Annotated in this window: 18 protein-coding genes; 6 read left to right on the top strand and 12 right to left on the bottom strand. The window is 73.0% G+C overall.

Annotation, left to right across the window (positions count from 1 at the left end; translation table 11 throughout):
* Nucleotides 1-474 precede the first annotated feature (474 nt).
* Nucleotides 475-1,638 (top strand): glycoside hydrolase family 26 protein, encoded by a 1,164-nt coding sequence (locus tag ACYVD5_RS15045; RefSeq protein ID WP_461001657.1) that lies wholly within the window; start codon nucleotides 475-477, stop codon nucleotides 1,636-1,638.
* Between the two features lie 38 nt (nucleotides 1,639-1,676).
* Here ACYVD5_RS15045 and ACYVD5_RS15040 read toward each other — a convergent pair whose 3' ends face one another.
* Entirely contained in the window at nucleotides 1,677-2,120 is a 444-nt protein-coding gene (locus tag ACYVD5_RS15040; protein WP_461001656.1) for a MarR family winged helix-turn-helix transcriptional regulator, read from the bottom strand.
* A 95-nt stretch (nucleotides 2,121-2,215) separates the two neighbouring features.
* On the opposite strand from ACYVD5_RS15040, the gene ACYVD5_RS15035 reads away from it, so the two are divergent.
* Nucleotides 2,216-2,692 (top strand): nuclear transport factor 2 family protein, encoded by a 477-nt coding sequence (locus ACYVD5_RS15035; protein ID WP_461001655.1) that lies wholly within the window; start codon nucleotides 2,216-2,218, stop codon nucleotides 2,690-2,692.
* A gap of 21 nt (nucleotides 2,693-2,713) precedes the next feature.
* On the opposite strand, the gene ACYVD5_RS15030 is transcribed toward ACYVD5_RS15035, so the two are convergent.
* The 8 genes from ACYVD5_RS15030 to mfd all read right to left on the bottom strand — a co-directional run bounded on the left by ACYVD5_RS15030 (nucleotide 2,714) and on the right by mfd (nucleotide 15,901).
* On the bottom strand, nucleotides 2,714-4,237 hold the full coding sequence (locus ACYVD5_RS15030) for a glycosyltransferase (protein WP_461001654.1): 1,524 nt from the start codon (nucleotides 4,235-4,237) through the stop codon (nucleotides 2,714-2,716).
* Nucleotides 4,234-4,692 (bottom strand): UDP-N-acetylglucosamine--LPS N-acetylglucosamine transferase, encoded by a 459-nt coding sequence (locus ACYVD5_RS15025; protein ID WP_461001653.1) that lies wholly within the window; start codon nucleotides 4,690-4,692, stop codon nucleotides 4,234-4,236. The genes ACYVD5_RS15030 and ACYVD5_RS15025 overlap by 4 nt, the downstream gene beginning before the upstream one ends.
* 59 nt (nucleotides 4,693-4,751) lie before the next feature.
* On the bottom strand, nucleotides 4,752-6,332 hold the full coding sequence (locus ACYVD5_RS15020; RefSeq protein WP_461001652.1) for a lipopolysaccharide biosynthesis protein: 1,581 nt from the start codon (nucleotides 6,330-6,332) through the stop codon (nucleotides 4,752-4,754).
* The gene (locus ACYVD5_RS15015) at nucleotides 6,329-7,204 is read right to left on the bottom strand and encodes a sulfotransferase family protein (RefSeq protein WP_461001651.1); all 876 of its coding nucleotides are present in this window, start codon (nucleotides 7,202-7,204) and stop codon (nucleotides 6,329-6,331) included. Before ACYVD5_RS15015 ends, ACYVD5_RS15020 begins: the two co-directional genes overlap by 4 nt.
* A 165-nt stretch (nucleotides 7,205-7,369) precedes the next feature.
* Nucleotides 7,370-8,611 carry an aminoglycoside phosphotransferase gene (locus ACYVD5_RS15010; protein ID WP_461001650.1) on the bottom strand — a complete coding sequence of 414 codons (1,242 nt, stop codon included), beginning with the start codon at nucleotides 8,609-8,611 and terminating at the stop codon, nucleotides 7,370-7,372.
* Complete coding sequence (locus tag ACYVD5_RS15005; RefSeq protein ID WP_461001649.1) at nucleotides 8,601-10,022, bottom strand: O-antigen ligase family protein; 1,422 nt, start codon at nucleotides 10,020-10,022, stop codon at nucleotides 8,601-8,603. Before ACYVD5_RS15005 ends, ACYVD5_RS15010 begins: the two co-directional genes overlap by 11 nt.
* A 104-nt stretch (nucleotides 10,023-10,126) precedes the next feature.
* Nucleotides 10,127-11,872: a Wzz/FepE/Etk N-terminal domain-containing protein gene (locus ACYVD5_RS15000; RefSeq protein WP_461001648.1), complete on the bottom strand. Its 1,746-nt coding sequence runs from the start codon at nucleotides 11,870-11,872 to the stop codon at nucleotides 10,127-10,129.
* A 309-nt stretch (nucleotides 11,873-12,181) separates the two neighbouring features.
* Nucleotides 12,182-15,901, bottom strand: a complete 3,720-nt coding sequence (gene mfd, locus ACYVD5_RS14995) for a transcription-repair coupling factor (protein WP_461001647.1) — start codon at nucleotides 15,899-15,901, stop codon at nucleotides 12,182-12,184.
* Between the two features lie 649 nt (nucleotides 15,902-16,550).
* Here mfd and cysC point away from each other — a divergent pair.
* Both cysC and mazG read left to right on the top strand, forming a co-directional pair.
* Complete coding sequence (gene cysC / locus ACYVD5_RS14990) at nucleotides 16,551-18,179, top strand: adenylyl-sulfate kinase (protein WP_461001646.1); 1,629 nt, start codon at nucleotides 16,551-16,553, stop codon at nucleotides 18,177-18,179.
* Nucleotides 18,180-18,240: 61 nt separating this feature from the next.
* Entirely contained in the window at nucleotides 18,241-19,020 is a 780-nt protein-coding gene (gene mazG / locus ACYVD5_RS14985; RefSeq protein ID WP_461001645.1) for a nucleoside triphosphate pyrophosphohydrolase, read from the top strand.
* Here the strand turns inward: mazG and ACYVD5_RS14980 are convergent.
* Nucleotides 18,986-20,449 carry an FtsW/RodA/SpoVE family cell cycle protein gene (locus ACYVD5_RS14980; protein ID WP_461001644.1) on the bottom strand — a complete coding sequence of 488 codons (1,464 nt, stop codon included), beginning with the start codon at nucleotides 20,447-20,449 and terminating at the stop codon, nucleotides 18,986-18,988. The genes mazG and ACYVD5_RS14980 overlap by 35 nt on opposite strands.
* 264 nt (nucleotides 20,450-20,713) lie before the next feature.
* Nucleotides 20,714-21,649 (bottom strand): sulfite exporter TauE/SafE family protein, encoded by a 936-nt coding sequence (locus tag ACYVD5_RS14975; RefSeq protein ID WP_461001643.1) that lies wholly within the window; start codon nucleotides 21,647-21,649, stop codon nucleotides 20,714-20,716.
* 680 nt (nucleotides 21,650-22,329) lie between these two features.
* Here ACYVD5_RS14975 and eno point away from each other — a divergent pair.
* Both eno and ACYVD5_RS14965 read left to right on the top strand, forming a co-directional pair.
* Nucleotides 22,330-23,613 carry a phosphopyruvate hydratase gene (gene eno, locus ACYVD5_RS14970; RefSeq protein ID WP_461001642.1) on the top strand — a complete coding sequence of 428 codons (1,284 nt, stop codon included), beginning with the start codon at nucleotides 22,330-22,332 and terminating at the stop codon, nucleotides 23,611-23,613.
* Nucleotides 23,614-23,879: 266 nt separating this feature from the next.
* Entirely contained in the window at nucleotides 23,880-24,659 is a 780-nt protein-coding gene (locus tag ACYVD5_RS14965; protein WP_461001641.1) for an FtsB family cell division protein, read from the top strand.
* A gap of 425 nt (nucleotides 24,660-25,084) precedes the next feature.
* On the opposite strand, the gene ACYVD5_RS14960 is transcribed toward ACYVD5_RS14965, so the two are convergent.
* A complete protein-coding gene (locus tag ACYVD5_RS14960; protein WP_461001640.1) occupies nucleotides 25,085-25,732 on the bottom strand; it encodes a DsbA family protein in 648 nt (215 codons plus the stop codon).
* Nucleotides 25,733-25,767: the final 35 nt, after the last annotated feature.

Raw genomic sequence — 25,767 nt, 5'->3', positions numbered from 1 at the left:
CGCCCTTCCGCGGGGGCCTCCGCCGCCCCGGGCGGCGCCGGGTCCGCTCCGGCGCAGCGCCCTTCCGCGGGGGCCTCCGCCGCCCCGGGCGCGGTGGCGGGATCATATCCTGCAGCCGGTCCGGCTTCTCCGTCCCCGGATCCTGCGGACCCGTCTGCTGGCGCACCGGCGGGCCCGTCCGAACCGTCCGGTGCGGCCGACCAGCCGGACGCGTCCGGAAACCAGAGTCCGCCGCCCGCGCAGGCGGCACCGGCAACGCCGGCCTCGACGGGTGCGCCCGGGCAGGCGCCGGGCGGTGCGCCTGCGGAAACGTCCTCGCCCGGTGAGGTGCCCCCGTCTCCGGTGGCTCCTTCGTCTCCGGCGGTGTCCGCAGTCCCGCCCGCGGCATCCGCGCCGCCGCCGTCCGCCCAGTCCCCGCTGCCGCCATCGGCGGGGTCCCCGGCGGCAGCCGCGGCGCCGTCGGCGGAGCCCGCGGTGCAGCAACCCTCCGCCGCGCCGTCCGCCGCCCCCGGCACCGGCGAACCCTCCGGGCCGGAGCCGTCGCCGGACCACCCGGCCCCGCCGAGCGCGCCCGCACCCACGCCCACCCCCGCGCCCACTCCCGAGCCGGCGTCCACACCCGCGCCCAAGTGCACGGTCAGCACCATCCTGGAACCCGCCTGCGGCGTCTGGTGGGGCGCCAGCCCCTACAGCGGCGATGTGGAGCCGCTGGAGCGCGCCGCCAAGCGCCCGCTGGACATCGTCCGCACCTGGCACGGCGTCGACCAGGACCGGATCCCCACATCCCGCGAACGGCGGTTGGCCGCAGAAGGGCGGTTCATCCACGCCAATATCGAGGCGAAGAAGTTCAACGCCGAGGGGAAACCGGCGCAGAGTTACAGCGACATCGCCGGCGGCAGGTTCGACGATTCGCTGCGCAGTCAGGCGCAGGGCGTCGCCCGGCTTGACGCGCCCTTCTTCGTGACCTTCGACCACGAGGCCGACGCCAACAAGCGCTACCGAACCCGCGGCACACCGCAGGAGTTCGTGGCCGCCTGGCGGCACATCGTCGACATCTACCGCCGCAATGGCGCCGACAACGCGATCTTCGTGTGGAACGTGACCGGGTGGGAGGCCAACCTCGACCGGCTGCCGGGCCTGTGGCCGGGCAACGACTACGTCGACTGGATCAGTTGGGAGGCCTACAACATGACCGGGTGCGAGCTGCAGCCGAGCTGGGACCATGTCGACACCTTCGAGGACGCGCTGCGCCCGGCCTACGAGTGGTTCCAGCACCAGGCTCCCGAGCACGGCATCGATCCCGGAAAACCGGTAATGATCGGCGAGATGGGCACCGTACCGATTCCCGGCGACCCGCAGGCCACCCGCGAGTGGTACGCCGACATCCCCGGCACGCTGCGCGATTACCACCGGATCCGCGCCGTGCAGCTGTGGGACGGCATCACCGCTCCCACCTGCGATTTCCGCGTACTGCGCGACCAGAGCGCCACCCACGGCTACCTGGACGCCGCCGACAACGGCTACGTCAACGTCCCCGACCAGGCGCGCAAGGCCGTCGACGAAGCGATGAAATCGGCCGGCGACGCGCACCGGCAGGCCCGCGAGCTCACCGGGCACGGGCGGTGGGCACTCGACTAACGGCCGGCGGGTGGAGCCCGGCGCCGTGCGAACACCGGTCAGGTCGCGGTGTGGTGCTGGAGCATCCGGGTCAGCAATCGGGTGAGCTGGTCGCGCTCGTCGCCGGTGAGTGGGGCGAACACCGTTTCCTGGAGTCGGAGCACCCGTTGGTCCAGGTCCCGCAGTGCGTTTTCGCCGTCGGCGGTGAGCGTGATGATGTTGCTGCGGCGATCGCCGGGCGCGGGATCGCGGCGCAGGAGCCCGCGGGCCGCGAGGTCGTTGGTGGCGGCCACCACGTCGCTGCGGTCCATACCGCAGGAACGGCCCAAGGCGGCCTGGCTCGACGGCCCGCGCTCCTGTGCGGCGGCCAGAAGCGCGTAGTGGTGCGTGCGGAAATCCCCCAGGCCCTGCGCCACGAGCCGCTGCACGTGCGCCGCCGTCTGAGTGAGCAGGCGGGTGGGCAAGCGCTGCAACCGTACGGGTGGAGCATCTTCCATGGGCATGCTCCGACCTTACCGCTTGTTGGTGGCTCCAACGATGACCTAGACTTGGAGAAAATCGTTGGTCCCACCAACAGTCGATTCTCCGAGGAGCGGCTATGGCCACCGAGACACCCGCCACCGACACCCGCGGACTTCAGCGGCGCGTAAGCGCCTTGGCCGACCGTGCCGAGCTCACCGATCTGCTCTCCCGGCACGGCCGCTGGCTGGATGAGAAACGCTTCCACGACACCCGTGCGATCTTCACCGAGGACGCCGCCGCGGTCGTCGGATCCGGCGCTGTGACCGGTGCCGAGTCGGTGGCGGCCCTGGCACAGAGCAGCCACGGCGGCCATGCCCTGACCCACCACCTCACCACCAATCCCCAGATCGAGGTCGACGGCGACCGCGCCGTCCTTAGCGCCCAGCAGATCGCCGTCTTCTGCCGCGAGGGCGGCGTCCCGGAACTCGTCGTCGGCGAGCGCTATCGCATGGAGGCCGTGCGCACCCGGGACGGGTGGCGTCTCAGCCGCGTCGAAGGCGAACCCTTGTGGCGGGTCGGCGCCGGGACAGGCGGGGCGCCGGACGGCGGATAGGCACGGGGATCCCTCGCCCGGCTAGATTCCTCTGCCGCGCTTGTGCAGAGCCCGCAGCACGGCTTCCGGGGGCAGGCCCGCGGCCACGGCGGCGGCGAGGTAGGCGCGCGGTTCGCGCCAGCGGGCGCGCAGGGCAGCGGTCGACCACTCCAGGGCGGCGGCGCGCCGGCCGGCCGCGGCTTCGGCAAAGGCGATCTGGCCGGCCACGCGGGCGAAACCGGCCGGCACCACGCGGAACTCCGGGTAGGTGCCCAGCAGCCAACGCAGTGCGGTGGCGATGGTCTGCCACCGGCCGCCGAAGTAGGAGCTGCGGTGCCACAGCACCCGCACCAGCGGCTCGCCCACGTTGCGGATGGGAGCGCGCCGGGCAAGCCGCAGCAGCAGTTCGTAGTCTTCGCCATAGCCGCCGGGGATCTCCTCGTTGACGGTTCCGCACCCATCGACCAGCGCGCTGCGCCGCAGCAGGAACGTCGAAGGGTGCAGTTCGGTCAGCCGTGAACGCAGCAGATCGGCGAAGCCCACGGTCGAGCGCGGCAGCACCCGGTCGGACTCGGTGCCTTCGTAGCCGACCCGGATGCCGCAGCACACCAGCTCCGTGCCGGGTTCGGCGCGCATGATCCCGGCCTGGGCGCGCAGTTTGCCGGGCAGCCAGACGTCGTCGTCGTCGCAGAAGGCGACCAGTTCGGTTTCGGCGGCCAGGATGCCGGTGTTGCGGGCACCGGCCAGGCCCGGGGCGAGCCTGTTGGCGAGCACCCGCACCGGGCGCCGCCCGCCGGTGCGCTCCAAGCCGCGGTCGGGAGCGGTGCGGTCGTAGACGACCAGGGTGCGAACGGTGCCGGGGTAGTCCTGGGCGCGGATGTGTTCCAGGGTCCGGCCGAGCAGCTCGGGCCGGTCGCGGGTGGGCACCACCGCGGTGATGTCCGGCCAGGTCGCGCGGTCGCAGGTGCGCGGCGCCGGCGGGGCGGTGGCCGGAGCACCGCCGATCAGCAGGTCGATGAGGCCGCCCGCCCGGTGGGCGGCCGCGGCCGTGCCGTCTGCGGACGATGCGGGCAGCAGGAAGTCGCCGGGCTGGGCCAGCGCCTTGTCGACGGTTGCGCAGAACTGCTGGAAGCTGGAGCAGGCGCGCAGCAGTCCGGCCTCGTCCAGCCGGGCGACGAAGCGCAGCTGGTGGTCGTCGACGTGCTCCAGGAGTTCGGGGTCGCGGGCAACGGCGATGGGCAGGCGACCGGCCTTGCGCGCCTCGGCGATGGTGGCCGGCCCGCCGTGGGCGACAACGGCCGCAGCCGCCTGCATGGCGGCGCCGAGGCCGCCGCGGTCGAAGTAGGCGATGCCTTCGGCCGCGGACGGCGGCGGCGATGCGCCGTGCTGGACCAGGACGCGCACCCCGGGGTGGTCGAGGGCGTAGCCGTCGGCCCAGTCGATGAGCCGGGCGAAGCGGTGGTGGTCGGTGCCGACGGTGAGCAGCACCAGCGGACGGCCGTCGGCGGGGTCGTGGAATCGGGCGGCGCCGTGGCCGCAATCCGGGCCGGGGCGGTCACCGCTCACAGCAGTGGCCCCACGGTGATGGCGCGGGGCAGAAACGCCCGCTGTTCGTCCCACTGGGCGAGGTGCAGTTTGGTGAAGGGGCGGCACAGCCGGGTGGTCAGGGTCGGGGTGTCGATGCGGTCGTAGACCTCGATGTAGACGGTGGGGATGCGCAGCAGCCAGGCCAGCGCGAAAAACGGCACGGCCACGCCTGCGCCGGTCGATACCACCGCCGCCGGGCGGGTGCGGGTGAGCGTGCGCACGGCCAGGGCGGTGTTGCGCAGCAGATTGCCGAGGTGGCGGGTGGTGGGGTGGTGCGCCGGTCGCAGGTCCTCGCCGTCGAGCAGGTGCCGCGCGTCGGCGGTGGGAAAGGTGACCCAGATTCGGCGGTGCCGGATCCACCAGGGCCGCAGCGACCACAACTGGGCCAGGTGGCCGCCGCTGGACGCGACGAAAAGGACCGGAGCGTTGTGCATGCCGCCATCATGACATAACACAGGGTATTTTTATCGTTGCCTTATGTTATGTCGTGCGGTCATGTGTGCGCGGCGACCGGCTCCTCAGCGGCGCCGCCGCGGCCCAGCAGACCGCTCAGCTCCAGCGGTCCGCGCAGCAGCCACAGCGTCGCCGCGAACCCCGCAGTGCCCGCGCTCAGCGCGACCGCGCACAACACCGGCCCCGTACCCAGCGCGGCTGCGCACAGCGCGGGGAGTCCGCCGAACCACACCAGGCAGCTCGCCGCGGCCAGTAGCCAGCGCCGGTCGAACGGGTGCAGCCCGTGGGAACGCGCCAGTTGCACCAGCGGCAGCACCTTGCGCACCGCGATGGCACCGGCCCAAGCGGCGGCTGCACCACTGGCGCCGGCCACCGGTACCAGCAGCAGGCACAGCACGATGTCGACCGCCAGCGCCGCCACGTTGTTGGCCAGGTTCAACCCGGTGCGTCCGGTCATGGCCAGCACCAGGTCGCCCATCCCCAGCGCCGCGGCGAGCAGCTGCGCCAGCGAGACGGCGACGAGCACGGGGGCGCCGGCGGCGTATCGGGCGCCGAACAGCTCCATCAGCAGCGGGGCGTAGACGATCGCCGGCAGGAACAGCGGCCACGTCAGGCAGATGAGCCAGGCGGTGCCCGAGCGGTAGAGCGCGTTTGCGCCGCCGCGGTCGCCGGCCGCCAGCAGCTCCGCCAACCTCGGCTCGGCCGCGAACTGCAGCGCCTGCGCCGCGAACTGCCCGGCGACCATGAACCGGGTGGCGGCGGTGAACACGGCGGCCTCAGCGGCGCCCGCCAGCGCCGCCACCAGCACGATGCCCATCCGCTGGATGCCTACCCGGGCGATGCCGGCCGCGGACCGGGGCAGCGAGAACGCCCAAAAGGCGCGCGGTCCGAATCCCGCACCTGCGGCGCAGTCGCCGGCCCCGGCCCCGCCTTCGACCGCGGCGGCCCCGGGCGGGGCCTCCGCCGGTACGCGCCGGCGCGGGCCACCGACGATGCGCCGCATCCACCACCACGCCAGGACCGCGGCCGGCAGGTAGGGCCCGGCCCAGGCCACCGCCAGCAGCCCGCCCCCGCCGGTCAGTGCGACGGCGGCGATCAGCACCAACTGGGCCAGGGGCCGCCCGAGCTTGTCCAGCAGCACCCCGGCGCGCATCTCGTGGTAGGCGCGGGTGGCCGCGAGCGCGGCATCCGTGATCACCGCGCAGGGCAGGAACACGGCCAGCAGCCGCAGGTACACCGCAGCCGCCGGGTCGCCAGTGAGCACCGCCAGGTCGCCGGCGAAAACGAACACCGCCGCGGAGCCCAGCACCGAAACCGCCGCCGCCGGGCCCAGCGCGATCCGCAGTACCCGCCCGGCCGCATACCCGGCGCCGCCGGCGCGCAGCCGGGCCAGGAAGTACACCAGCCCGCTGGACGTGCCCAGGTTGGCCACCGCCGCGGCGATCAGGAACACCGAGGTGGCCGAGAACAGCACTCCGGCGGTCTGGGGGGAGAACCCTCGGGTGACCGCGACGGCGATCCCCAGGTTCAGCAGGGCGCCTGCCACGGCCCCGCCCATGTTCAGCGCGCCGCCCCGGGCGACCCGGCGCAGGCCGGCCCGGCCGTGCTCGCGGGTGCTCACACGCGCCACATCGGCGTGCGGCCCCACCACCGGGCGAGGTCCTGGTCGGGGCCGGAGAACCGGTCGGCCAACCGCGCGCGCAGAGTCTCCGGCATGCCCTGGCGGGGCCGCGCGTTGTGCCGGGCGAATCGGACGTGCTCGGAATGGGCGATGCCCAAGAAGTCCTCGACGGCGGCGAACACCGGCTCGGGGCGGTCGAAGAACGCCTCGCTCTCGATGACGTGCAGCCGGTCGCGCCCGACGTGCGACTCCAGTCGGCGCAACTGATCGGCGTAGCGGCCGCGCGCCAGGTAGGCGTGGTGCTGGTGGGCGTGCGAGTAGGCGCCGGGGAACCGCAGCAGGCGCTCCTCCTCGCCGCGCAGCCGCTCGGGCTCCAACTCCAGCGCGCGTTCAAAAGGCTCGGTTTCGAAACCGCGCGCCAGTTCGTGGCTGTGCGCGGAGTAGGCACGCTCCACCGGGTCGCGCAGCATCACCACCACCTTCACCCCGGGCAGGTCGCGGGCCAGCCGCTCCGCCGCCAGCGGGTGGAACAGGTAGTAGGGGCTGGATTCGCCCACTGCGACCGGGCCGTGGCCGCCGCCGGGGGGCAGCAGGGCGCGCAGTGGGAAGTGCCCCCGGTACCAGTCGATGCCCTGGTCGTATCCGGTGTCGAAAAAGTGCACGCCCTTGCGCAGCGGCGGCCCGGCGATCTGCGGATGCTGGACGAGCGCCCGGAACAGCGACGTGGTGCCGCACCGCTGCGCGCCGGCCACGACGAACGTGGGCAGCACCCGGGCTCCCCGCGTGGCCTGGCCGAGCGCGGCATGGACCGAGCGGGCGGACCGCTTGACCGGCTCGGGCAGCGGCAGCCGGCGGGCGGAGGCGTTGGTCATGGGCGGAGTCCTTACCTGGCCTTCGGTACGGGGTTCGCGGTGCCGCGGCCGGCACGGCAGCGGTCGGGCCCGCTCGCGCACACGGGTGCGCAGGTGCGCCGCCCGCACGGGCCCGCGGGTGCCGGACAACCGGCGGGCGGGTCCGGCCCGGCGGTACCTGCGCGCTCAGCGGTCGTCCCCCCTTTCGCGGGCGGCGCGGGCCGCGCGGTCCCGCAGCCCCGCCAGCGCCGGCAGCAGCCAGTCGTCGACCGCCGCCAGGCTCCCGCCGGCCTCGGCCTGGCGGTCCTGCAGGTAGCGGGTCGCGAGGTCGATCAGATACAGCGACATGACGACCGCCTCGGTGCCGGGGGCCGGCCCGGTCGGGGCGATGAGCGGGTCGCGCAGCAGGCGGGCGCCGGTGTCGAGCCAGCGGTGCACCCCCGGGTGCACACCGGCCTGCACGCACTCGTTGAGTTCGTAGTGCAGCGCGTCGAAACCCACCGGCACTCCGAAACCGAGCCGCTCCCAGTCCCACACGAACGCGCGCCGCGGCGTGCTGGCAACGTTCCACCTGGTCAGGTCGCCGTGCCAGGCACCGAAAGGCAGGCGGGTGTCGGGCAGCCCGTTCAGGTGGGCCCGCAGCGGCCCGGTCTCGGGGCGATCGCCCAGCGCCGTGATGCGCCCGGCCAGCGCCGCGCGGTACGGGCTCTGCGCCAACTGCATCACCCGGACCGGCGCGAGGTCGCTGATCTGCACGACGCAACGCAGCAACTGGCGCCTGGTGGGGCGGTCGGTCTGGTCGCCGACCGGCAGCGCGTCCTGCACCAGCAGCGGGCGGCCGTTCCACTCGCCCTCGTGCAGCAGCCGCGGCACGGTGATGTCGGGCAGGCGGGACTCGGCCAGCGCCGCCAGCGCATCGGTCTCGGCACGCACCAGCCGCGAGGTGAGCTCGTTGACGCCGAGCTTCGCGTAGCCCACTGCGCGGCCGCCGGGGGTGAGCAGCAGCAGAACGGGCTTGCGGTTGGCCCGGGGCGGGCCGACGTGCACGGCGATGATGACGCGGCGGTCCAGCGCGGCCGAGAGCTCGTGCTCGATCGTGTGGCCCGGACCCACGTGCAGCCGGTCGCGCAGCAGCAGCGGCGCCAGACCACTGGCAAAGGCGGTGGTCAGCGCGGTTGCGCGCAGCCGCTCGCCCAACGAGTGGCGCTGGGCGAAGGCCCGCACGGCGCGGGCGGCGGCGTAGCGGTTGGCCACCGGCACGATCACCCGCGGGTTGTGCGCCGAGGGCACCGGCAGGTACTCGCGGGTGCCGCCGTCCAGGGGGCCCGGGCGGCGGCCGATCACCCGCGGCTCACCGCGTCCCAGCAGCCCGCCGCAGGGCCACAGCACCTCGGCGAGGCCGGTCAGATATGTGGTCTCACCGTTCACCGCGGCCTCCCGGAGCGGCGGCCGCCCCGCCGCCCTGGTCGTCGGCGCGCCGCCACAGCAAGGCCACGGCGATCACCGACACGGCCAGCGGACCGATCAGCGCGACGTAGAAGAACATGTACCAGAACAGCAGTAGGACCGACAGCAGTGCCGCCGTGCCCACCAGCGACACCTCGTGCCGGTGGCGCCACACCGCCGCCGCGAAGAACGACACGAACAGCCCGGTGCCGACCCAACCGTTGGCCACCAGCAGCAGCCAGAACTGCCCGTTGTTGCCGATGGTGTGGTTGCCGCAGCGGGGGCACTCGGGTGAGGGGCCCACGGCGATCGACTGCGAGCTGCCCACCATGTCGCGGGTGGTGCCCCAACCCAGCACCGGCGAAGCGTTGGCCGCCTGTACGGCGGCGATGCTGGTGGCGGCGCGGCCGCCGTCGCTGTGCGGACTGTCCAAGCGCTCGGCGACCACGGACATCAGCGGGGAGAACAGCGCGGCGACCAGGGCGGCGCACGCAACGGCGCCCACCGCCGCCACCGCGGCCACCTGGCGCCGCCGCAGCAGCTGGAACAGGATGAAGACCACCGACAGCACCAAACCGGCCCACACGGCCCGGTTCAGCGAGTGGACGACCGGCGCGGCCGCCAACACAGCGGCGGCACCGGCCACCCAGCAACGCCACCGGCCGGCCGGGCGATGGTGTACCGGGCGAGCGGCGGGGGCGGCGGCGGAGCCGGGTCCGGCGGCCCCGCCGGAGGACCGGGTGGCCGGATGCATCCAGCCCGCCACGAGCCACACCAGCAGCAGCGAGAGCATGTTGCCCCACGTGTTGGTGTACTCCCAGGGCGCCTTGGGGCGCGCCGACTCGTAGCCCAGCACGTCCATGATCTGGGCGGCCGCCGGGTGGATGAGCTCCTGCACGTAGGGATCGCCGGCGAGCCCGGCGGGTAGCAGCAGTTCCAGCGGCGCGGTGAACTCGAAGCGGGGCGCCGCCATGGCCAGCAGTCCGCCGGCGACCGTGGCCAGGCAGAGCCAGCCCAGCGCGCGCGCCACCGCCAGGTCGCCGAGCTCGCGGCGGCTCAGATTGCCGATGTAGAGCAGCAGGACGGTCAGCGCCAGGTAGCCGGCCAGCCGCACCAGCGCCCCGAACGGTCCGCCGCTGCCGGGCAGCGTGCCCGGCGCGGTGGCACCGACCACGGCCAGCCCCGCGGTGCACCACAGCAGGAACAGCGCCCACAGGCCGAAGGCCGGCGGCAACCGGATGCCCACGGCGCGGTGGCGGCGCACGAGTTCGAGGGCCATGGGCACGGCGAACACCACGAACGCGAACCGGCCCAGACCCAGCGCCCACCACAGCGGGTAGCCCACCAGGAGCCAGCGCACCGGCCAGCCGGGCGCGAACAGCCCCCGGAGCATGGGCGCGGCGTTCCCGCGGCGCCGACCGCCCCTGCAGTACGGGGCGCCGACGGCATTGCCGGCGTGCGGACGGGTGGGGAAGGCGGGGGATTCGGCCATGGCGATCAGCGCTGGAAGGTGAGGTCGGATCCGCCATGCTGCGCCGCACCCGCGCCGGTGTCGGCGGTCGGGCCGGTATCGGAGCCGGTGTTCGTGCCGGTCGCGGCCCCGCGGGCTGCGCAGGTATCGGCGGCGGGGCTCGTAGCCGTGCCGGCGTCGCCAACGGTGTCGGGGGCCGCCGCAGGGGTGCCGGTCTGCTGCCCGGTCGCGGGGGCGGTGGTGTGCCGTGCCGCGGTGGTGGGGGCGGCAGCGGTGATCGTGCCTGCAACCTGCGTACCAAGGGCGGCGAAGGTTTCCACGGCGGTGCGCAGGTCGTCGGCCCGGGTGGCACCCGGATCGACAACCAGGACGGCCGTGTCGGCGCTGCGAGCCAGGGCGCAGGCATCGGCGCGCTCATTGGTGGGAGCGGCGGCGATGACGACGTAGTCGGCGGTGGGGCGCAGCCGCTGGACGAGCCGTTCCATGGCCGGACCCTGTACCGCATCCGCCGGGTCGGCGGTGCCGCAGCCGAGGATCCGGAGCCGGGGGACTGCCGTGCTGCGGGTGATCAGTTCGGCGGGATCGGCGCCGGCGAGCAGAATGTCGGCCAGCCCGGCAGGCTGCGTGGCGGGTTCGGGATCCGCCGCGGCGGCGCCGGCCCCGTGATCGCCGGCGCCGCTGGCGGCCGCCGCGGGATCGGCGCGCACGAGCAGCACGTCGGAGCCGGTGCGGCCCAGCGCGGCGGCAAGTTCGGTTGCCGCGGGTGCGGCCGCGCTGCCGCGGCTGATGCCCGCCACCAGCACGACGGCCCCGCCCGCTGCCCCGTGGCCGCGGGTGCGGGCGATGCCGGCCGCCAGTTCGAGCGCGGCGCGGTTGGCGCGCTGGGCGACCGGAGCGGCCGCGGTGTTGCGGGCGGAACGGCCGCCGGTCTGCAGGCCGAGCAGGACCGGGAGCCCGGTGGCGCGTTCGATGCCGCGTGCGGTGTGCAGCCGGTGCCCGCGCCGGTCGGCGGCGAAGGCCGCCGCGAGCCCGGCGGCCAGGCCCAGCGCGCCCCCGGTGGCGGGCCACAGCGCGGCAACGGGCGATGTGGGCGCCTCCGGCGTGGTGGCTGCGGTGATGACCTGCCCAGGTACGACCGACTCGCGCAGCGCGCTGAGGGGGTGTATCTGCTTGTTGAGTTCGGTGATCTCGGTCTGCACCGCGGTGATGCGCCCCTGCGGCACGGCCGCACCGGTTTCGGAGCGCCGGGACAGCCGGGCGAGTTCGGCGTGGCGGGAGTCGGCCTGGTCCTTGAGGGAGTCGAGCGTGTCGCCGATGCGGCGGTCGACCTGTTCGGTCCGGTAGTCGAGGTAGGCGTCGGCGAAGGCCGCCGAGGCGCGCCGTGCCGACGACGGGCGGGCGCCGGTGAACGAGATCTGCAGGACGCTGCTGTTGGGCGGGACGGTGACCTCGACCGCGCGGCTGAGTTCGGCGGGTTCGGCGCCCGGACCGAGGCGGTCGGCGACCGCCGCCGAGACCTCGGCCGAACCGACGATCTGGGCTTCGGTATCGAGGTTGACCTCGCCGTTGGTGCGGCCGGACCGTTCGCCGGTGAGCTCGGGAATCCCGGTGGGGCGGACGTGCACGGAGGTCGTGGAGGTATAGGACTCGGGCACAAGCAGCAGCGCGGCGACGGCCGGCAGCAGACCGCCGGCCGCGCACGCGGCGATAAGCCGCCACCGGCGGCGCAGCGTGGCCGCGGCATCTGCGAGGTCTCCTGCGGCGGTATCCATGTGTGCCCGTTCCCCTCCCCGACTAACACCAAAAGTGTTAATACAAGCACTAAGAGTAGTCGTCTTGAGGGCACGTGGAGGTTATCCACACGCAAGATCCGGTAACGGGCTGAAATCAACACAGCACGGCCGCCCGCAAGGCCGCACAATCGGCCGTTGCCGTTGCCGGCCGACCTGCCGGTCCTCGACCCGCCGGCCGCTCCGGCGCAAGCCGCCCATTAGCGGCAGCCGCGGTGGCGGGCGCCCTCAGGGCCCGCCACCGCGGTCTTCGGCTTCCGCGCCACCGGCTCCGATCGCCTTCGGCGGCCGTCAGCTCTGCGCCGCTGCGCTCTTCTTCCCGGGTTCGAACAGGGCCTCGACCAGTTGGGAGCACCAGGTCAGCAGCTCAAGGTCGCGCAGTTGCCGACCGCCGAGCCCGCCGGCCTTGGGTGCGGGCACCAGCAGAGTCTCGGTGGGCTCCTTGTAGACGGCCTTGGGATGGAGCCGCCGCAGCCGCAGCCGCTGGGACTCGCGCAGTTCCACGGGCGCGAACCGGATCTGGGTGCCCTGCAGCACGACGTCGGTGAGCCCGGCGCTCTTGGCCAGTACCCGGAACCGGGCGACCGCCAGGAGGTTGTCGACCGGCTGCGGCGGCGGGCCGTACCGGTCGGTGAGTTCCTCGCGCGCCGCGGCGATGTCCTCTTCGCTGGAAACACCCGCGATGCGCTTGTAGGCCTGCAGCCGCAGCCGTTCCCCTGGCACGTAGTCGTGCGGGATGTGGGCGTCGATGGGCAGTTCGACCCTGGTCTCGGATTCCTCGCCCGCGGTGGGGTCGCCCTTCAGCTCGCGGACCGCCTCGCCGACCATCCGCACGTACAGGTCGAACCCGACCCCGGCGATGCTGCCGGACTGCTCGGAGCCGAGGATGTTGCCTGCGCCGCGGATTTCGAGGTCCTTCATTGCCACGTACATGCCGGCGCCGGTCTCGGTGTGCTGGGAGACCGTGGCCAGCCGCTCGTGGGCGGTCTCGGTCAGCGGTTTCTCCGGCGGGTACAGGAAGTAGGCGTAGGCGCGTTCGCGGCCCCGGCCCACCCGGCCGCGCAACTGGTGCAGCTGCGAGAGCCCGTAGGTGTCGGCGCGGTCGATGATCAGCGTGTTGGCGTTGGGCACGTCGAGCCCGGATTCCACGATGGTCGTGGAGACCAGCACATCGTACTTTTTCTCCCAGAAGTCGATCATCACGCGTTCGAGCTGCTGCTCGTTCATCTGCCCGTGGGCGTAGGCGACCCGGGCCTCGGGCACCATCGCGCTCACCGAGGCCGCGACCTTGTCGATCGAGGCGACCCGGTTGTGGACGAAGAACACCTGGCCTTCGCGCATCAGCTCGCGGCGGATGGCCGCGGCGATCTGTTTCTCCTCGTAGGGGCCGACGAAGGTCAGCACCGGGTGCCGTTCCTCGGGCGGGGTGAGGATGGTGGTCATCTCGCGGATGCCGGTGACGCCCATCTCCAGCGTGCGCGGGATGGGGGTGGCCGACATCGACAGCACGTCGACCTGCGTGCGCAGCCGCTTCAGTTTCTCCTTGTGCTCGACACCGAAGCGCTGTTCCTCGTCGATGATGATGAGCCCGAGGTTCTTGAACCTGGTCTCGTCGGAGAGCAGCCGGTGGGTGCCGATGACCACGTCGATCTCGCCCTTGCGCAGCCCCTCCTGGGTGGCCTCGACCTCGCCGTTGGTCTGGAAGCGCGACAGTGCACGCAGGGTGACCGGGAAGGAGGCGTAGCGCTCGGTGAAGGTCGACATGTGCTGCTGGACCAGCAGTGTGGTGGGCACCAGCACCGCCACCTGCTTGCCGTCCTGCACCGCCTTGAACGCGGCGCGCACCGCGACCTCGGTCTTGCCGTATCCGACGTCGCCGCAGATGAGCCGGTCCATCGGCACCGGTTTCTGCATGTCCTGCTTGACCTCTTCGATCGCGGCGAGCTGATCGGGGGTCTCGACGTAGGGGAAGGCGTCCTCAAGCTCGCGCTGCCAGGGGGTGTCGTCGCCGAAGGCGTGGCCCGGCGAGGCTTGGCGTGCGCTGTAGAGGCGGATGAGGTCGCCGGCGATCTCGCGGACGACCTTGCGGGCGCGGCTCTTGGTCTTGGACCAGTCGGCGCCGCCCATCTTGGACAGCGTGGGTGCTTCGCCGCCGACGTAGCGGGTGACCTCGTCGAGCTGGTCGGTGGGTACGAACAGCCGGTCGCCGGGTTGGCCGCGTTTGCTGGCCGCGTACTCGATGACGAGGTAGTCGCGGGTGGCGCCCTGGATGTTGCGGCTGACCATCTCGATGTAGCGGCCCACACCGTGCTGTTCGTGCACGACGTGGTCGCCCGACTTGAGCTGCAGCGGGTCGACCGTGCCGCGGCGCCGGCTGGGCATGCGGCGCATGTCGCGGGTGGAGGAGCGCTGGCCCGCCAGGTCGGTCTCGGTCAGCACGACCAGCCGCACCGAGCGCCACACGAACCCGTGCTCGATGTTTCCGGTGGTCACGGTGGCGACAGCCCGGTCGGGCGGGGTGTCGACCTCGGAGCGCAGCCGCGCGCCCAGCCCGGCATCGCGCAGCATCGAGACCAGCCGCTCCGCAGGGCCGTGCCCGGGGGTCAGCAGCACGACGCTCCAGTTGTCGTGCAGCCAGGACTTGACGTCGGCAAGCGCGCGTTCGGTATCGCCGCGGTAGGTATCGGCGGCCGCCGCCCCCATTTCCAGGACGGTTTCGCTCACCCCGCCGCCGAAGTCGTCGTCGGCACCGGTCTGGTCGGCGGGCGGGACCGCGGAGCCCGCGCCGGAGTCGAACGGCGAGAGCGACCACCAGGGCAGGCCGAGCGAGTCGGCGTCGGCGCGGACCTCGGCGATGGACTTGTAGGCCGAGGCGCCGAGGTCGATGGGGGCTTCGCCGCCCGAAGCGGCGTTGATCCAGGAGGCGTTGAGGAACTCCCTGCTGGTGGCTTCGAGCTCCAGCGCGCGGGTGCGGATCCGTTCGGGGTCGCAGCCGACGATGTGGGCACCTGCGGACAGGTAGCCGAACAGCGGTTCCATCCGGTCGGCGAGTACGGGGGCGAAGGCCTCCATGCCCTCGACGGACATGCCGTCGGCGAGCTTGCCCAGCACGTCCGCCAGCGACGGGTGGTGTTCGGCGAGCGCGCGGGCGCGTTCGCGGACCTGCGGGGTCAGCAGGAGTTCGCGGCACGGCGGCGCGAACAGTCCGGACACGGCATCGGCCTGGGTGCCCTCGGCGATGGAACGCTGGTCGGCGACCTGGAAGTAGCGGATCTCCTCGACCTGGTCGCCCCAGAACTCCAGCCGGAGCGGGTGTTCCTCGGTGGGCGGGAACACGTCCAGGATGCCGCCGCGCACCGCGATGTCGCCGCGTTTCTCGACGAGGTCGACACGGGCGTAGCCGGCGTCGACCAGCGACTGGACCAGGCCCTCCAGTTCGACTTCGTCGCCCTGGCGCACCCGCACCGGGGTGAGGTCGCCCAGCCCGGCCACCAGCGGTTGCAGCACGCTGCGGATCGGCGCCACCACCACGCGCAGCGGCGCGGTGAGCGGGTCGGCGGGGTCGGGGTGGGCCAGGCGCCGGAGGACGGCAAGCCGCTGGCCCACTGTGTCGGAGCGGGGCGAGAGGCGCTCGTGCGGCAGGGACTCCCAGGCGGGGAACAGGGCGACCGAGTTCTCCGGCAAAAGCGAGCCCAGGGCCTCGGTGAGGTCGCCGGCTTCGCGTTCGGTGGCGGTGACCGCAAGGACCGGCCGCCCGGCGCCCGCCGGGGCGTCGGCGGCCAGCGCCGCGATCACGAACGGGCGCAGCGACGGGGGCGCGACCAGGTCGAGCCGGGGGTCGTGGTCGCCGCGGGCGGTCTCGACCGCCTGACCGAGTGCCGGATCGTCGGAGACGACCTGGAGCAGCCCGGAAAGGCGGCGCGCGGGGTCGCCGTCGGGAGACGGCTGCGGCGGCCCGGAAGCGGAGGGACGCGGAGCGTCTCCGTTGAGAGCGGTGTGGGAAGAGCTCATATCACCAGAGGAAAGACTGTGGCAGTGGTATCGGCCGTGGTGCGGTCCGCGGCGCGCGGCGGTCCTGCAGCGCGCGGCCCGGGAAGCGGGCACCCGGAGCGTTCAGCGGCCGGTCGCGGCGCACCAGTGGCGCGCCGCCGTGGTCCGGTCCCAGGCCCGCGGCGGGTCGGCGGGCTCCCCGGATGCAAGCCTACGCGGCCTGCCGATCGCGGGCGCACCGAGAGGCGCTTTGCGAGTGTGGCCCAGATCATGTCACTCCAATGCGCCGCTGGTGCCGAACGAGCGCGGCCGGGCCGCTGCCCGTTCGGCGCAGCCGGGCGGTGGATCGGGATGGAGCCGAGAGCCGCAGGTCCGGGTTCGGCGGATGCCTGGATTCGGTATCGGTTCTGGTCCGGTTCAGGGTCCGTGTCTGCTGCGAGCGCATCGGCGGAGGCGGACTGGTGCATCGATCACCTTGGGTAACGCGCCACCCGCCCGAGGTGTTCCCGCGCCGGGTCCCCGGCGCGGGCCCGGGGAGCCGGGCGCCAACGCCCGCCGCGCCGCCGGTCGCGGGCGGTTGTGGACGCGCGTGCCGCGCGGTGATCAGGCGGCATACGCTGTTGCGCAGAAGAGGCAGCAGAGCAGGCGGCGAAGTTCAGGGAGGCCGGGTTTGAGCCACAGCAGCGACCGCAGCGGTGACGAGGCGCCGGCACCGGCCTTTGCACCCGACCCCGTCAGCCTCGCCCACTTGGAACTCATTCTCAACGGGGCTTACCCGCTGACCGGGTTCATGACCCGCGAGGAAGCCGCCTCGGTGGCCAAACGGGGCCGGATGCCTGATGGCACGCCGTGGCCGGTACCGGTCACGCTTCCGGTACCCGACCAACTCGCCGACTCCGACCGGTTGATCCTCACCGACCCCGAGGGCGCGCCACTGGCCGAACTCCGGGTCAGCCAGCGCTGGTGGTCCGCCGCGCCCGATCCGGTCGGCACCGGAGCGGACACCGGCCATCCGGACACCGCCGATACCGGCGGTTCCGGCGGCGCGGGCGCGCCCGGCCACCGGCTCGCGGGCGAGGTCCGCTTTGCCCAGCCGCCCGTCTACGGCGCGCTGCGCCACCTGCGCCTCTCGCCCGAGCAGGTCCGCGGCCAGCGCGAACTCAGCGGCGATCCCGACGTTCCGGTGCTGGCCATGGTCACCGAACGCCCGCTGCACCACCGCGAACTGCACCAGATCCGCACCGCTGCCGCCGAACTCGGCGAAGGCGACCGCGCCGAGGTGCTCGTGGTGATCGACACCCCGCTGGAGAGCGAAGGCATCGCACCGGTCGTGCTCGCCGCCGAACCGCTGCTGCCCGCGCCGGCCCGCTTCGTCGTCGCCACCCTGCCCCGCACCTGCATCGAAGGGGCGGCCCCGCTCAGCGCCGAACGCCGCGGTCTGCTGCGCGCGCACGTGGCCAAGTCCTACGGCGCCACCCGCCTGCTCGTCGCCGATGACACAGCGCCCGGCGGCTCGGCCGCGGCCGAATCGGCCGACCTGCCCATCCCCGTGGTGCACGCGCCCGAGTGGGCCTACGACACCGCAGGCGACCAGTGGCGTCCGGCCGGCGAGGTCGCGGCCGAGGACGCCGCCGAACTCCCCGGCGAGCCCGAGGTCGAAGAACTGCTGGCGCTCGGCCGCGAACTCCCCGCCTGGTTCACCCCCGCCCGGGTGGCCGCCGAGCTGAGCCGCATCCGCCCGCCGCGCACCGAACGCGGCATCACCCTGTTCTTCACCGGGCTGTCAGGTTCGGGCAAGTCCACGGTCGCCCGCGGGGTCGCCGATGCCATCCGCCGCTCGGGGCGCACCCTGACCCTGCTCGACGGCGACGTGGTGCGGCGCATGCTCTCGGCTGGGCTGACCTTCTCGCGCGCCGACCGCGATCTGAACGTGCGGCGGATCGGGTTCGTGGCCGCCGAAATCGCCCGCCACGGGGGCGTCGCCGTCTGCGCGCCCATCGCCCCTTACGCCGCCACCCGCGCCGAGGTCCGGGCGATGGTCGAGGACGTCGGCGACTTCTTCCTGGTGCACGTCGCCACTCCGCTGGAGGTCTGCGAGGCCCGCGACCGCAAGGGCCTCTACGCCAAGGCCCGCGCGGGCGAGATCCCCGAGTTCACCGGCATCTCCGACCCCTACGAAGAACCCCGCGACGCCGATCTCGTACTCGACACCGCCGACCGCACCATCGGCGAGTGCGTGGCCGAGGTACTCGCCGCCCTGCGGACCGGCGGCTGGCTGCCGCCGACCGACCCCAACTGAGGGCGCGGTACCGGCTGCGCCCCGCACCGGCCGACCCGGCGACCGATCCGAAAGGGGAACAATGAGCGAGCGCGGCGACTCCCGCGACTCCCGCGATGACCGCGGCGCAGCGCCCGAGGACCTTGGCGCCGGCGCGACGCCTCCGGCGCGCGGCAGCCGGGTGCTCGACCTCGTCGAGGTGATGGACATACTGCGGCGCGAATGCCCCTGGGACGCCGCCCAGACCCACGCCTCGCTGGCCAAGTACCTCATCGAAGAGGCCTACGAAACTCTTGAGACCATCGAGCAGGGCGACCACGCCACCCTGCGCGACGAGTTGGGCGACGTGCTGCTCCAGGTCGTCTTCCACGCCCGGGTGGCCGAGGACCGCGGCGCCGAGGGCTTCACCATCGACGATGTGGCCACGGCGATCGTCGAGAAACTCACCCGGCGCCACCCGCACGTCTTCGGCGGCACCGAGGTCGAGGGCGCCGACGACGTCCGCGCGAATTGGGAGACCATCAAGGCCGCCGAGCGCGTCGAAAAGGGCGAAGGCGAGGCCTCGGTCCTCGAAGGCGTTCCTTTCGGCCAGCCTGCCGCGCTGCTCGCCTACGAGCTGCAGAAACGGGCCGTGCGCAACGGTGTGCCCGAGGACCTGGTCGGCGACGACGGCGGGGGCGGCGGCGTGCTGTTCGCGGGCGTGGCCGACGAACGCCGCGGCGGTGCCGATCCCGAACTCGACCTGCGCGCGGCGGCCCGCCGCTTCGACTCCCGGGTGCGCGCCGCCGAGGCCAAGGCCCGCGGCGACGGCCTCGACCCGCGCTCGCTCACGCCTCGGCAATGGCGCGCCTATTGGGGCTGAACAGCGCGGTGTCGCCGTTCTGCGGCGCCGAATCGGGCATTCCGGCGTGGTCGCGGGCGGGCACGGCGGGGCTGGGGCGGCGGGCGGTGTCGCTGATCCGCAGCCACAGCCCCAGGATCAGCCACGTCGATACCAGCGACGACCCGCCCGCCGAGAGCAACGGGGTGGTCATGCCGGTCATCGGGATCAGCCGTGTCACCCCGCCCAGCACCACGAACACCTGGAACGCCAGCAGGAACGCGCTGCCTGAGGCCGTCAGTTTGGCGAAGACATCGCGGGCGGCCAGGGCGGTGCGGAAGCCGCGCCCGGTCAGCAGGAGCAGCAGCACCACCACGGCGGCCAGCCCGGCCAGCCCGTACTTCTCGCCGATGGAGATCAGCACCAGGTCGCTGTCGGAGGCGAAGATGTCCGCGGCGCGGCCCTGCCCGAACCCGGTGCCGAACAGGCCGCCGTCGGCCAGGGCGAACAGGCCTTGCACCAGTTGGTGGCTGCCTCCGACGGCGCGGTAGACCTCCGGGTCGAAGGCGTCCAGCCAGATGGTCACCCGTTGGCGGACGTGCCAGAAGATCCCGTAGGCCACCGCGGCTCCGGCCAGGAACATCGCCAGGCCGATGCCTGCCCAGGACTTGCGGCGGGTGGCGGTGTAGAGCATCGCCAGAAAGACGCTGAACAGGACGAGCGAGGTGCCCAGGTCGCGGGTGCCCACCAGTAGCAGGATGGCCACGGCCCAGGCGGTGGTCATCGGCCCCAGGTCGCGCATGCGGGGCAGGCTGAACACCTTGACCGGGCCGGCGAGGATCTGGCGCGAGACCAGTGCCAGCGCGTCGCGCTTGTGGCCGAGGTAGCCGGCCAGAAAGACGATGAGCAGGATGCGGGCGAACTCCGAGGGCTGCACGGTGAATCCGCCGAACCCGATCCAGCGGCGCGCACCGAACACCTCGATGCCCACGACCGGCAGCATCGGCAGCATGATCAGCACGAGCCCGGCGGCGAGCGTGACGTAGCGGTAGCGCTGCAACCGTGCGGGCCGACGCACTGCGGCGGTTACGGCCACGCATAACACCATGCCCAGTGCGGTCCATAACAGTTGGCGGTCGGCTTCGGCGGGCCCGTCGCCCGCTGCGGTGTGCAGGCCCCAGATCACTGTCAGCCCGATGCCGTTGAGCACGGTGGCGACCGGCAGGATCAGCGGGTCGGCCCACGGGACCAGGACGCGCAGGGCGATGTGGGCGGCGACGGCGAGCCCGCAGAAGGTGCAGGTGTAGAGGGCGAAGCGGGTCGGCAGGCGCCCCTCGATCTGCAGTCCGGCCAGACCCAGGCTGAGCGCGAACGCGCCCACCGCGCAGAGGATCAGCACCAGTTCGGCGTTGCGGCGCCGGGCGAGCACGCTCGGTCGCCGAGCGGTTGCGCCGGGTGCGGGTGTGGCCATGCCGCCTCGCTCGAAGTCGCCGGTGGGTCCCGCTCGGCGCCGCCGCGCACGGAGACGCGGGATGAGCAGGGTTTTCGGGGTCGCGAGGGGAGAGTCGCCAATGGGTGCGGACGGGTTCAGGGCACTATAACCGGGCGGTTTGCCATCTTCCCCGGGGAAGCGGCAAAAAACGCGGTCGCAGGTGACGGTCCGGCAACGCGCTTGCGGCAACCCGCTGCCGTGCTGCGCGCCGCCGCGATACCGCGGCCGGAGCCAGGTCCCCGGCTAGTCGGCGGTTTCGGCGGCCTCGGCCGCGGCGAAGTGCTCGGCTCCGGCGGCTGCGGTGCGCCGTCCGCGCCGCTCGATGCTGTGCGCGCGCAGCGACCACACCACGGCCACCGCCCACACCAGTGCGACCCCGATGTGGACCGCCATCGACACCCCGGCCGGGGCGCCGACGGCCTCGCTGCCCAGCAGCACCCGGGTGTTGGTGAAGACGATCAGCCCGCCCACCAGCGAGCCGAGCATGCGCGCGGGCACGTGGCTGGCCAGCCACGCGGCGATGGGCGCGGCCAGCAGCCCGCCAAGCAGCATCACCACCACCCAGGTCAGGTTGATACCGCCCAGACCCAGCCCGATGGCGAACCCGATGCTTCCGGCGATCACGACCGCGGACTCGCCCACGCTGATGGACCCGATGACCTTGCGCGGCTCCAGCCGTCCGCTGGCCAGCAGCGCCGAGGTGCCCACGGGGCCCCACCCGCCGCCGCCGGTGGAGTTCATGAATCCGGCGAACAGTCCCACCGGTGCGAGGAAGACGGTGCGCAGCGGCCTGCTGAGGTCGGGCCGGGGGAGTTCGCGGAAGGTGAAGCGGGCGAGCAGGTAGGTGCCCAGGATCAGCAGGATCGTCGACATGAGCGGACCGGCCGCCTCGGTGGACAGCCGGCTGAGGAAGACCGCGCCGACGAAGGCGCCGACGGCGCCGGGCACGGCGATGCGCCAAACCACGGCCCAGTCGACGTTACCGAACCGCCAGTGCGCGAACCCGGAGGCGATCTGCGAGCCGACCTGGGAGAGGTTGACCGTGGCCGAGGCGAGTGCCGGGCTCGTGCCGATCACCAGCAGCGCGCTGGTGGTGCTGATGCCGTAGCCCATGCCGAGGCTGCCGTTGATGAGTTGGGCCAGAAGGCCCACGAAACCCAGAAGGACGAGGGTCTGCATAGCGGGCGGGCCTTCCGTGGTCCGGGAATCGACACAACACCTTCTATTTATACCTCTTTAGTAGGGATATATGCCATTGCAGTGCGGTGCCCCCGGACCGCGCCTGGTGGGCGGCCCGCCCGGAGCGAACCGCTGCGATGGGCGCGCCCCTGCTCGGGGCTCCTCCATCGTCGCCGAGCGGGTGCACGTGCCGTTTCCGCAAGGCCGGGAGGCGGGAATCCGTACCCGGGGCGGCCGCGCAGCAGGGCAGCGGTCCACCGGACACGGCCCGGATCGGTCCGGGGCGACCGGCTGGGAGTCAAGACCGGTGGTCACACAACTGATGATCCGTGCCCATCGGCCCTGTGCGCAGCCGGTTCAGCAAACTCCCAGTCATTTCCCCAACGGGTGTCCGGTGACCGCCCGGGGTGGACTAGACCAATTCCCGGTAGCGGGGGAGACCGCGGCTGTCCGCACTCGCTAGGGTGGCGGTTGACGGGCGCCGAACGCGTCGGAACGCGTATGGGCGCCGCCGGCGCAGGCGGTCGGCGGCATCGGCGGGGGCCCGTCACACACGCCCGTGGCTCGGGTGGATCGCACGGGGTAGGTGCGGGCGGGGCGCGCCAGGAGGCCGCACCTGCCGGGTCCCATCCGCGTAAGCGCTTGAGCCGGGATCGCACGCGATACAAAGGAGTTCAACGTTGTCGTCGATCGAGTCAGTGCAGGCGAGGGAGATCCTCGACTCCCGCGGTAATCCGACCGTCGAGGTCGAGGTCCTGCTCGCCGACGGGACCACCGCCCGGGCGGCGGTCCCCAGCGGCGCGTCCACCGGCCAGTTCGAGGCGGTCGAGCTGCGCGACGGCGGCGACCGCTTCGGCGGCAAGGGCGTCGAGAAGGCGGTGGCCGCCGTCAACGACGAGATCACCGACGAGCTGGTCGGTTTCGCGCCCGAGGAGCAGCGGCTCATCGACCGCGCCCTGATCGAGCTGGACGGCACCCCCGGCAAGTCGCGGCTGGGCGCCAACGCCATGCTCGGCGCGTCGCTGGCCGTGGCCCACGCCGCGGCCGACGCGTCCGGACTGCCGCTGTTCCGCTACATGGGCGGCCCCAACGCCCACGTGCTGCCGGTGCCGATGATGAACATCCTCAACGGCGGCGCGCACGCCGACACCAACGTCGACATCCAGGAGTTCATGATCGCGCCGGTGGGCGCGGCGAGCTTCCGCGAGGCGGTGCGCTGGGGCGCCGAGGTCTACCAGGCGCTGAAGTCGGTGCTCAAGGCGCACGGCCTGGCCACCGGCGTGGGCGACGAGGGCGGGTTCGCGCCCAACCTCGACAGCAACCGCGCGGCGCTGGACCTGATCATCGAGGCCATCCAGAAGGCCGGCTACACGCCCGGCCGCGAAATCGCGCTGGCGCTCGACGTCGCCGCATCGGAGTTCTGCTCCGAGGGCGTCTACACGTTCGAGGGCAAGTCCCGCAACGCCGAGGACATGATCGCCTACTACAGCGAGCTGGCCGACGCCTACCCGCTGGTCTCGATCGAGGACCCGCTCGACGAAGAGGACTGGGCGGGCTGGGCCAAGCTGAACGCCGCGCTGGGCTCGCGGCTGCAGATCGTGGGCGACGACCTGTTCGTCACCAACCCCGAGCGCCTGAGCCGGGGGATCGACGAGGGCGCGGCCAACTCGCTGCTGGTCAAGGTGAACCAGATCGGCACGCTCACCGAGACCCTGGACGCCGTTTCGCTGGCTCAGCGCAGCGGCTACACCGCGATGATCTCGCACCGCTCCGGCGAGACCGAGGACACCACCATCGCCGACATCGCGGTGGCCACCAACGCCGGGCAGATCAAGGCCGGCGCGCCGTCCCGCAGCGAGCGCGTAGCCAAGTACAACCAACTCCTGCGCATCGAGGAGGAGCTCGACGACGCGGCGCTCTACGCCGGCGTGTCGGCCTTCCCCCGTTTCCGCCCGCAGGACTAGCCTGGCCGCTTATGCCCGAGGTGCCAGAGCAACCCAAGCGGTCCCGCCCCACGAAGGCGCGGCCGCCGGGCTCTGGCGCCTCAGGCCGCGGCGCTGCGTCCGGCGGGACGGGCGGTTCCGGCGGCTCGGGTAAGTCAGGCGGCTCCGGCAAGACCGGCGGCAAGCCGGGCGGCTCCGGCAAGTCCGGTGGTTCGAACGCATCCGCGGGATCGAGCGGGAAGCGGCGCTCCGAGCGCCCGGCCAACGCGGCAAAGTCGGAGCCGACCGTGGTGCCGATCGGTTCGGCCGCCTCGGCGAGCGGGCGCGGCGGTAGCGCCAAGAAGGACGGCGCCCCGGCCAAGAACGGCGGCAAGAGCGGCGGTGGTACCGCAAAGCAGGCGGCCGGCGGCAAGGAGGGCGCCGCGGGCAAGAGCAAGAGCGGCGCTGCGGCCGCCGCCGGCGGCGGTACCGGCAAAGGCGGTACCGGCAAAGGCGGTACGGGCAAGAGCGGCGGTACCGGGAAGAGCGGTACCACGGCCAAGAGCGGCGGTACCGCAAGCGCCAAGACCGGCGGCACCGGTAAGAGCGGTACAGGCAAGAGCGGCACCGTGCCCGGAACCGCCACCGCTGCGCGGTCAGGCGGCGGTCCGGCGCCGACCGGTGCGGGTGCGGGCAGCGGACACCGCCGCCCCGCCCTGACCAGCCGGGCCGCGATTTTGGCCCTGGTGATCTGCGTCATCGCGCTCAGCCTCGCCTACCCGCTTCGGGAGTACCTGGCCCAGCGGGCGCGCATCGCCGAGTTGCGCGAGGAGAAGGCGCAGACGGAGCAGGCCGTCGGCGAGCTCCACGAGCGCCGCGAGCACCTCCAGGACCCCACCTACATCGAACGCGAGGCCCGCACCCGGCTGCACTACCAATACCCGGGCGAACGCGCCTATGTCGTCGTCTCCGACGAGGACGAGCCCACCAGCGGCGCCGACGCCGAGTCCGGCGAGCCCTGGTTCACCGTGCTGTGGAAGTCCGTGCTTGCGGCCGACAAGCCGCAGAACACGCCGCAGGCCCCCTGACGGGCGGGGCGCGTCTGGGCGGGAGGACCGGTCCGGGCGGCTGTGGTCTGCTGTGCGGCCTTGTGGCCTGCCGGGTGGCGGGCCGGTCTGCGGTGAAAGGCGGCACCGAGGGCGGCGGTTGGTCCCGGTGGGTGCAGGTGTGTCCGTTATGTCGGGTTGCGGGGCTGTAGTCGGCGATGACCCTGCGGAAATGCCCATCTCAGCCTTATTTTTTGGGCATTTCTGCGTGATCACTTCGGTGCGCCGGGTGGCCCGCCGCCTGCGGGCGGGAACGGTGATCGCCCGCCCCGCCTCCTGCGGCCGTTGCTGCCGCTTTTCAAGTTCAGGCCACCCATGAGCCGACCGCGGGCAAGGCCGCCGGACGGACCCGTGTCGGCCCGGCCACCCGCCCCGACCATACGGCCACTCCCGGCGCACCGCCGCGATCAGAGTTCCGGCTGCGGGGGACCCTTGACCGTGTGGAAGCCCGGGGTTGCGGCGACCAGCACTGCGCCGTCCCATAGGCGTCCGGCATCCTCGCCGCGCGGTACCTGCGAGACGACTGGGCCGAACATGGCCGCCGAGCCGGTCCCGGGACGGGGCGGTGCCGGCGCCGCGGCCAGGATCGGGCTGCCGACATCGCCGCCGACGCGTCCGTAACCCTCGTCGTGCGATTCGCGCAGCGCCCGGTCGTAGGCGTCCGAGTAACCGGCCTGCGCCGGCTCGGTCGGCAGACCGGCGCGTGCCAGGGCGCTCTCGAAGACCTCTTCGTAGTCCGCGGCGGTCCCGGAGCCACCGTCGGCCGCGCCGCTGCGCTCCTGCGGTGCCCACAGCTCATCGTAGAAGCGGCCCAGCGCGTCGTGCCCGTGCTCCGTCTGCACAGCGGCGCAGATGCGCGCGGGGATCCACAGGTAGCCGTCGGGGTCGCCTTCGGGATCGTCGTCGCGGCCCTCGTTGAGTAGCGCCAGGCTCATGACCCGCCAGCGCACGCTGATCGGGCGCACCTGCGCGGCCTCCTGGAGCCAACGGGCGGTGAGGCGGGAGTAGGGGCAGGAAGGGTCGAACCAGAGGTCCGCGGTCCAGGCGTCCACCATGCGGTAATGCTAAGGCCGGCACGGGACCGCGGCGC

The organism is Streptomonospora sediminis (assembly GCF_054778995.1).
Note: the sequence above shows the minus strand (reverse complement) of the source record. Positions and strands in the feature narration are given on the sequence as shown.

What these genes read in the sequence shown, in the direction of transcription:
- ACYVD5_RS14975 (WP_461001643.1), bottom strand. Translation starts at nt 21,649, where the DNA reads ATGCAGACCCTCGTCCTTCTGGGTTTCGTGGGCCTTCTGGCCCAACTC.
- ACYVD5_RS15005 (WP_461001649.1), bottom strand. Translation starts at nt 10,022, where the DNA reads ATGCTCCGGGGGCTGTTCGCGCCCGGCTGGCCGGTGCGCTGGCTCCTG.
- ACYVD5_RS15035 (WP_461001655.1), top strand. Translation starts at nt 2,216, where the DNA reads ATGGCCACCGAGACACCCGCCACCGACACCCGCGGACTTCAGCGGCGC.
- mfd (WP_461001647.1), bottom strand. Translation starts at nt 15,901, where the DNA reads ATGAGCTCTTCCCACACCGCTCTCAACGGAGACGCTCCGCGTCCCTCC.
- mazG (WP_461001645.1), top strand. Translation starts at nt 18,241, where the DNA reads ATGAGCGAGCGCGGCGACTCCCGCGACTCCCGCGATGACCGCGGCGCA.
- ACYVD5_RS14960 (WP_461001640.1), bottom strand. Translation starts at nt 25,732, where the DNA reads ATGGTGGACGCCTGGACCGCGGACCTCTGGTTCGACCCTTCCTGCCCC.
- ACYVD5_RS15000 (WP_461001648.1), bottom strand. Translation starts at nt 11,872, where the DNA reads ATGGATACCGCCGCAGGAGACCTCGCAGATGCCGCGGCCACGCTGCGC.
- ACYVD5_RS14980 (WP_461001644.1), bottom strand. Translation starts at nt 20,449, where the DNA reads ATGGCCACACCCGCACCCGGCGCAACCGCTCGGCGACCGAGCGTGCTC.
- ACYVD5_RS15025 (WP_461001653.1), bottom strand. Translation starts at nt 4,692, where the DNA reads ATGCACAACGCTCCGGTCCTTTTCGTCGCGTCCAGCGGCGGCCACCTG.
- ACYVD5_RS15015 (WP_461001651.1), bottom strand. Translation starts at nt 7,204, where the DNA reads ATGACCAACGCCTCCGCCCGCCGGCTGCCGCTGCCCGAGCCGGTCAAG.
- ACYVD5_RS15040 (WP_461001656.1), bottom strand. Translation starts at nt 2,120, where the DNA reads ATGCCCATGGAAGATGCTCCACCCGTACGGTTGCAGCGCTTGCCCACC.